The organism is Pinirhizobacter soli (assembly GCF_015905305.1).
In the GTDB taxonomy this organism is placed as follows: Bacteria; Pseudomonadota; Gammaproteobacteria; order Xanthomonadales; family Rhodanobacteraceae; genus Pinirhizobacter; species Pinirhizobacter soli.
This window is the reverse complement of record NZ_JADZLQ010000001.1, coordinates 232805-239638: the sequence shown is the minus strand read 5'-3', so window position 1 is coordinate 239638 and position 6834 is coordinate 232805. Positions and strand designations below refer to the sequence as shown.

The 6834-nt window shown below is 60.9% G+C and carries 8 protein-coding genes; 6 read left to right on the top strand and 2 right to left on the bottom strand.

The window, feature by feature from the left end:
• Window positions 1-6: 6 nt before the first annotated feature.
• The 6 genes from NDK18_RS00780 (at window position 7) to NDK18_RS00755 (ending at window position 5923) form a co-directional block, all read left to right on the top strand.
• Entirely contained in the window at window positions 7-1443 is a 1437-nt protein-coding gene (locus NDK18_RS00780; protein WP_250626800.1) for a cytochrome P450, read from the top strand.
• A gap of 61 nt (window positions 1444-1504) precedes the next feature.
• Window positions 1505-2830 (top strand): MATE family efflux transporter, encoded by a 1326-nt coding sequence (locus tag NDK18_RS00775; RefSeq protein ID WP_284691796.1) that lies wholly within the window; start codon window positions 1505-1507, stop codon window positions 2828-2830.
• 91 nt (window positions 2831-2921) lie between these two features.
• Window positions 2922-3515 carry a cysteine hydrolase family protein gene (locus NDK18_RS00770; RefSeq protein WP_250626798.1) on the top strand — a complete coding sequence of 198 codons (594 nt, stop codon included), beginning with the start codon at window positions 2922-2924 and terminating at the stop codon, window positions 3513-3515.
• Window positions 3516-3617: 102 nt separating this feature from the next.
• Window positions 3618-4613 carry an alpha/beta hydrolase gene (locus NDK18_RS00765; RefSeq protein WP_250626797.1) on the top strand — a complete coding sequence of 332 codons (996 nt, stop codon included), beginning with the start codon at window positions 3618-3620 and terminating at the stop codon, window positions 4611-4613.
• Entirely contained in the window at window positions 4610-5200 is a 591-nt protein-coding gene (locus NDK18_RS00760) for an antibiotic biosynthesis monooxygenase family protein (RefSeq protein ID WP_250626796.1), read from the top strand. The genes NDK18_RS00765 and NDK18_RS00760 overlap by 4 nt, the downstream gene beginning before the upstream one ends.
• Window positions 5201-5218: 18 nt before the next feature.
• Entirely contained in the window at window positions 5219-5923 is a 705-nt protein-coding gene (locus tag NDK18_RS00755) for an ArsR/SmtB family transcription factor (protein WP_250626795.1), read from the top strand.
• Here the strand turns inward: NDK18_RS00755 and NDK18_RS00750 are convergent.
• Together NDK18_RS00750 and NDK18_RS00745 are read right to left on the bottom strand one after the other, a co-directional pair.
• Window positions 5918-6403 (bottom strand): GNAT family N-acetyltransferase, encoded by a 486-nt coding sequence (locus NDK18_RS00750; RefSeq protein ID WP_250622972.1) that lies wholly within the window; start codon window positions 6401-6403, stop codon window positions 5918-5920. The two genes, NDK18_RS00755 and NDK18_RS00750, sit on opposite strands and share 6 nt — an antisense overlap.
• The gene (locus NDK18_RS00745; RefSeq protein WP_250626794.1) at window positions 6403-6810 is read right to left on the bottom strand and encodes a rhodanese-like domain-containing protein; all 408 of its coding nucleotides are present in this window, start codon (window positions 6808-6810) and stop codon (window positions 6403-6405) included. Before NDK18_RS00745 ends, NDK18_RS00750 begins: the two co-directional genes overlap by 1 nt.
• Window positions 6811-6834 lie beyond the last annotated feature (24 nt).

The following is a 6834-nucleotide window of genomic DNA, read 5'->3' as shown; positions in this document are numbered from 1 at the left end:
TCCATCATGAATTCAAACACCGAAACCGCGCCTACCTTCTCGCGTAACGTCGCCGACTTGCCGGGCCCCAAGGGCCTGCCGATCTTCGGCAACCAGCTGCAGATGCGTGGAAGTCAGTGGCACGTGACGTTGGCTGGGCATATTCGCCAGTTCGGGCCGATCTTCCGCCTGGAAGCGTTCGGTATCCCGATCGTGGTCGTCTCCGATCGCGCGGCCGTCGGCAACCTGCTGCGTGAGCGTCCTGAGGGATTCGAGCGAAGTGGGGGACTCAGGGCACGGATGAACGAATTGAAAGTTGGCGGCGTATTCACCGCGGAAGGAGACGACTGGCGTAAGCAACGCAAGATGGTTACTGGCGGACTGAGCGTTGATGTCATACGAAACTTCTTCCCCACCATGGGGTTCATGACCGAGCGCATGCTAAATCGCTGGAAGGCTGCATTAGCAGAGGGCAAGCCCATCGACCTGCGCCGCGACCTCAAAGCCCTGGCGCTGGATATCATCGTCGGTATCTCGATGGGGTATGACCTGGATGTCGTCAACGACGACAGCAACCCGTTGCAGCATGATCTAGACAACCTGATGCGTCGGCTGGCCAGCCGTGGCACCTCGCTTTATCCGTACTGGCGCCGCTTCAAGTTGCCTGCTGATCGCGTTGCCGACAAGTCAGCTAACGACGTCGAGCAGACCGTCCTGGAGTTCATCAAGAGCACGCGCGAACGCATGAAGCAGCAACCGCAAGTGCGCGAGAAGCCTTCCAACATGCTCGAAGCCATGATCGCCGCCAGCGAAGACCCCGATTCGGACTTTACCGACCAGGAACTGATCAGCAACGCCATTTCAAGCGTGGTGGGCGGCGTGGATACCACGGCCAACACCATCGGGTGGATGATCAACCTGCTGGCGCAGAACCCCGCCGCCGCGGCCAGCCTGGCTGGCGAGGTCGACGAGGTACTGGGCGATGCCCGCCTGTCCCGCGATTGGGACCAGATGAAGCAGTTTCCCTATCTGGATGCGGCCCACAACGAGACCCAGCGCCTGAGATCGGCCACGCCCTTCCTGGGCCTTATCAGCAAAGCCGATAGCGTCATCGTCGATACGTTCGTCCCGAAGGGCATGGTGATCTTCGTGCCGACGAACTGCGGAGACGGGATGGATGAGGCGCATTTCCCCCAGCATCAGTTGTTCCAGCCCGAACGCTGGATCTCCGAACAGAAACTGCATAAGGACGATGACCCTTCACGCAAGGTCTTTCCGTTCGGCGGCGGCCCGCGGCTATGCCCTGGCCGCTTCCTGGCCCTGGTCGAAATCAAGGTGGTCGTGTCGATGATCATGCGCAATTTCGACCTGGAGTTCGATACCCGTGCGCCGCCGGTTACGCAGGTCATGAATTTCTTCATGAGCCCCAGTGCCGTGCCAGTGAGACTGAAACTCCGTGCCTAATTCACAAGCGCGTCCATATTTCCACGTGGCCAGGAAAGTCCTGAACGTCTCTGCGCCGTTGATGGGGGCCATGCTCGGGAATCTGGTCATGATGCTTGTCGACCGGATCTGCCTGGCGAGATATTCAAGCGATACGTTGGTGGCTTCCGGGCCGGCCATCCATACCGCGATGGCTATCGTCAGCTTCTTTACGGCATTTGTCGGGTTTTCACGGTCGTGCGTCGCGCAGGCGTTTGGCAAGTCAGGCCGCGGCGAGTCGGCCTATCAGGCCGCGGTAGGCATCCTGGTCGGTACCGCGTTCGCGGTTCTGCTGTTGCTCTTGGCCCCGCTGATCGAGCAAATTCCCTTTCTGAGCAACCGCCCCCCGGCAAGCACGCATCTGGAGTCGCAATTCCTGTATTGGTCAGCCTATTTTGGCAGCGTCATGACGCTGAACATGGCGCTTTCGTCCTACTTCAGCGGGATCGGCCAGACCAGGGTTACGTTGATCGTCGGGCTGATTGGCCAGGTGGTGGTCATCTTCATGACCATCGGACTGGTGTTCGGCAAGTTTGGCCTGCCGGAGCTCGGCATGCGAGGGTCGGCGATCGGGACCTTGATCGGCACGCTGGCGATGCTAATTTGTTATGTGTTTTATATGCCCACTGAGGTCTGGGGCAATCTGAGTCGGCTGGTATTCAAGCGTAGCGGCAGGCTGTGGAACGAGTTGCTCCCTCGTATCGGCAAGGGCTTCGCCGTAGGCAGTTCCGCCGGGATCACCAACCTGGGGAGCGCGGCATTCGTCTGGATCGTTGCAGGCCTGGGCGCCATTGCGCTTGCAGCCAACAATGTCAATCTGACCGTGAACTACATCGGTGGCGTTCCCCTCATCGGCCTGGCTGTCGGGTGCGGCGTGTTGTGCGGCAATGCCCTGGGTGAGGGGGACTACTCGCAGATACTGAAGATCGTCCTGGTGACGATGACGATTGAATTGATGTACATCGTCGTCATCGCGTTCTTCCAGATCGTGACGCCATTGCTGTTGTTGAATCCATTTGGCCTGCATGACAAGGCGCCTGCGATCCAGGCAGTGTCCATCGCGACTTCGCGAATACTGTGGATCTACGCACTCGCGTTTGGGATCTCCATGACCGGGAGTGCGGTACTGGAGAGCTTTGGCCTGACGAAATTTCTGTTCATCACCCGCGTGGTTCTGATGTGGGTTTTGAGCATTCCGGTCACATATGCGATCGTCCTGGCCCACGCTGGCGATGCCAGCTTCCTCCCGATGTGCTGGGTTATTGGCTCGCTGTTTGAGGGAGCCATCGGCGCCATGTATTTCTGGCGAATCTGGATGGCGGTAAGGAATCGCCAGAATTCGATCGTGCTTGCACATGCGGAGAGTTGATGCCTTGGCAGTGACTTTCGGCAGATGTTGTATCGCTTAAGTCGAACCTAGGCTTGCTGGCAACAGTAACTTGAATGACGAAAGGGCCGCCGTGGCAACAGAATCCGATGCACCCGAGTACGGCGGTCCGATCATGGCTGCTTCCACGGCTCTGCTGGTGATGCACTATCAGACCGACATCCTGGGCCTTTTCCCATCGGTCAGTGCACAACTAATCGCCAATACTTGTGCGCTGACCCGTGCGGCCCGCACAAAGGGAGTCGCGGTCTACTTCTGTCGAATCGCATTCTCTGCAAACTATGCCCAGATCAGCAAGAAGAACAAGAATGGCAGCGGCCTCGCAGCCTCTGGCATGTTCGTGAACAACCAGATCATTCCCGAGCTCGGCCGGCGGCCTGAAGAACCCGAGATCGTCGCCCATCGCGCCAGTGTCTTCTACGGTACGGACCTTCAAGTCCGCCTCTCGGCGAAAGGGATCGATACGCTGATTCTGGCTGGTGTCGCATCCACTGGCGTCGTTCTCTCAACCATCGCCCATGCCAGCGATGCCGACTATCGCATCTACACAGTCAAGGACTGTTGCTACGACCCTGACATGGTCGTGCACGAGCACCTCTTCGAGACAGCATTCGCATCGCGCAGTGTCGTGCTATCACTCGCGGACGCGCTGGTTGCGCTGGCCTGACCGGTAGGCGGGGCGCGTACAACGACACTTCGGCCTCGAACGAAACGTGGTGTCCCTCATCCTTCTACGCTGGGTTCACCCTAACGTAGGAGCGAGATCCGGATGGTGATGTTGTTGATCGGTGCCATGGCCTCGGCGGCCCTTGGCGCCATGCCAATCGAGACCACGAATATTCCCTTGCCGGGAGGCCCCGCGCATGTGGCGCTCCATTGCATAGCGCCGCACGGTGCCACGAGCAAGGCCGTGCTGTTCGTCCACGGAGCCACTTTCCCAACGAAACTCGCGGCCGGCTTCCAGTTCAATCCGGAGGATTCGTGGATGCATGACATGGCCCGGCGGGGATACCTGGCCTGCGGCCTGGACTTCCTGGGCTATGGCGGATCCAGCACGCCCGCGGCCATGAAGGGGAAAGCGTCGGCGGCGCCACCGGTGACGCGCGCGCCCGAGGCGTCGGAACAGATCGCCACGGCCGTGGACTATATGCGGCAGAGGAAAGGCGCCGTCGACATCCACGTCGTGGCGCATTCGTGGGGCACGATCCCGGCAGCGACGTACGCGGCGCGCCATCCCCATGGACTCGCCTCGTTGACGCTCTTCGGGCCGATCGTGCAGAAGGAGAAGGCGGACACTGATAAGTCGCCGAAAGATGCGTGGTTTCACCTGATGGCCCAGCAACGCCTGGAACAACTTCGTTTCGAGAAAGTTCTTCCAGCCGGGAAAGTGCTGCTGGAATCTGCAGTGGCGACGCGATGGGCGGGAGAGTACAGGGCCTCGATGCCGGTCGTCGGCAATGACGCACCCGACCAAATGCGCATTCCCAACGGGCCTATCATCGACAGCGAGGAAGGTGCAGCCGGAAACTTCCCGTACGTCGCGGCCCAGGTGAGGGTTCCCGTGTTCGTCGTCTTTGGCAACTACGACGTGATCGTGAACGACGCGGAGGCTTCGAAGTTCCTCGACAGGTTCACGTCCTCGCCCATGAAGTGGCAATTGCGCATCGACGATGGTACTCACGTGATGCACCTGGAGCGGCAACGCTGGTCGCTGTACGAGAGCGTCGCCGCCTTCATCCGAACCACATCCGAGGTGGCGCCGTGAGCGATCTTGCCGGCCGTATTCCCGTTGCCGTGATTTTCCAGGTGGAACCCGATCCGGAGCGGATCGATACCTACCTGGGGTTGGCCGCAAGCCTGGCGCCTCAATTGGCCGCCATGCCGGGCTTCATCGAGAACGAGCGGTTTCGCAGCCAACAGCATCCCGGCCGCCTGGTCTCCCTGTCGCTGTGGGAAGACGAAGCCGCTGCTATCGGCTGGCGCGAGCACGGCCCCCATCGTGCAGTCCAGCAAAAGGGCCGTAGCGGCCTCCTCAAGGGGTATCGCATCCGCGTCGGCGAGATCGCCAGCGGCCCGTTGTTCGCCCCGGGAAGCGCGAGCGACCTCATCCTCCTACAATCGCTGGGGAGCGGTACCCCTGGCGAACCGGTGGCGGGGATCATCGACGAGCTTGCCGCGGATGGGCTTGAGACGTTCGTCAATATCCGCGATCAGGGACATGCGCTCGTGTTGATCGAAAGAAGCCATCCGTTGCGCGACGATGGCAGTCTGCCGGCAGGTATCAGCCTGTTACGCGTGAGAGTGTTGCGCGACTACGGCTTAACGGAGCGTGCCGAGGCACCACACGCATGAAGGGCGGGGAGTATCACCATGTGCGACGAGGATAGTGGCTTCAAACTGTCGAAGGTGGCCTCCGCCATCGCCGAACCCGCGCGAGGGCGGATGCTGTGCCACCTCATGGACGGTACGGCGCGAACGGCGACGGAACTGGCCGCAGTCGCTGGCGTTGCCGCTTCGACAGCGAGCGCGCACCTGGCGCGTCTGGTGAGCGCGGGCCTGCTGGAAGTGGTGTCACAGTCGCGCCACCGCTACTACCGGCTGAGCGGCGAAGACGTGGCCCGTTCTCTGGAGACGCTGATGGTAGTGGCCGAACCGACAGGGCGCTTGAAGTCCAGCACGCCTGAGTCGCTGCGGTTGGCGCGTACCTGCTACGACCATGCCGCGGGCGAACTGGGCGTGCAGTGGCATGACCGGTTGTTCGAACGGGGCTGGCTCCGGAAGGGTTCCGGGAAGGGTTCCGGGAAGGGGGAATACGACCTGAGCGCAACGGGCAAGGAGGCCCTGGCCGGTTACGGCATCGATATCGCACTGCAGGGCCGGCGGAAACTGGCTTATCCGTGCATCGACTGGAGCGAGCGCCGACCGCATCTGGCCGGCGCCCTGGGTTCGGCGCTGCTGAAACTGGGCATGGACCGCCAATGGCTCCGCCGCAGCCTGGAGGATCGTGCCCTTATCGTCACGCCGAAGGGACGGTGCGAACTGCACGACGCCTTCGGCATCGCGTTGGAACTATAGGTTCAACGTAAAGCGAACCTTGTGCTTCTCCGCAGCACCTTCACGCCGGTAGAACTTACGGGCGCGCTCGTTCCATTCGGGCGTCTGCCATTGCACCTGGTCGTAACCCTGCTCGCGAGCGAATTGAACGATCGTGGCCAGCAGGGCGGCCCCCACGCCGTTCCCTCGGTATTCCTCGACTACGAATAAACAGTCCATGTGCCAAAACTCCCGCGCGGACCATGTCGAAAATTCGCTCGCAGCTGAAGTGTAGCCAGCCAGTCTCCCGTCAATTTTTGCAACCCATGCCAGAAGCCGCGTCGGCTGGGTGAAGAGAGCTTGCTTGAGCAGATCAGCCTTACCCTCGGGCTTGTACTCGGCCCGTTCATAGCGAGCATGATCCACGCACAGCAACACCAACGCCTCGATGTCACACGGTTCGATCCGACGGATGGTGCAGCTTCCCGGTTTCATGGAGGCGTCGTCGTTCGTTGCATGCATCAGTCAATACCGGTGCCTGACTCGAGGGAAAAGCCCTCGTCCAGCCAGCCGGTGACGCCCCCCGCCATGAGCTTTACCGGAAAGCCCAGCTGCGCGAGTTTCGCCGCGGCACGAGCCGCTCCGTTGCAGTGGGGACCTGCGCAATACGTCACGAACAATGACGACTTCTCGTAGACGCTCATCCGTGACTGGATGATCTTCCCGTGCGGGATGTTGATGGCGCCGGGTACATGGCCTTTGGCGAACATCGCCGGGCTGCGCGCATCCAGCAAAATGAAACCAGGGTCGGCCTTGCTCATTGCATCGTGAGTATCCCAGCAGTCGGTCTCGAAGGCGAACTGTGACTGGAAATGCTGGAGGGCCAGATCCGGATTGGCGGCTGGCACCAGGGTAACTGCGTTTGGCATGGCGAGTCTCCACGAGGAAAGTGG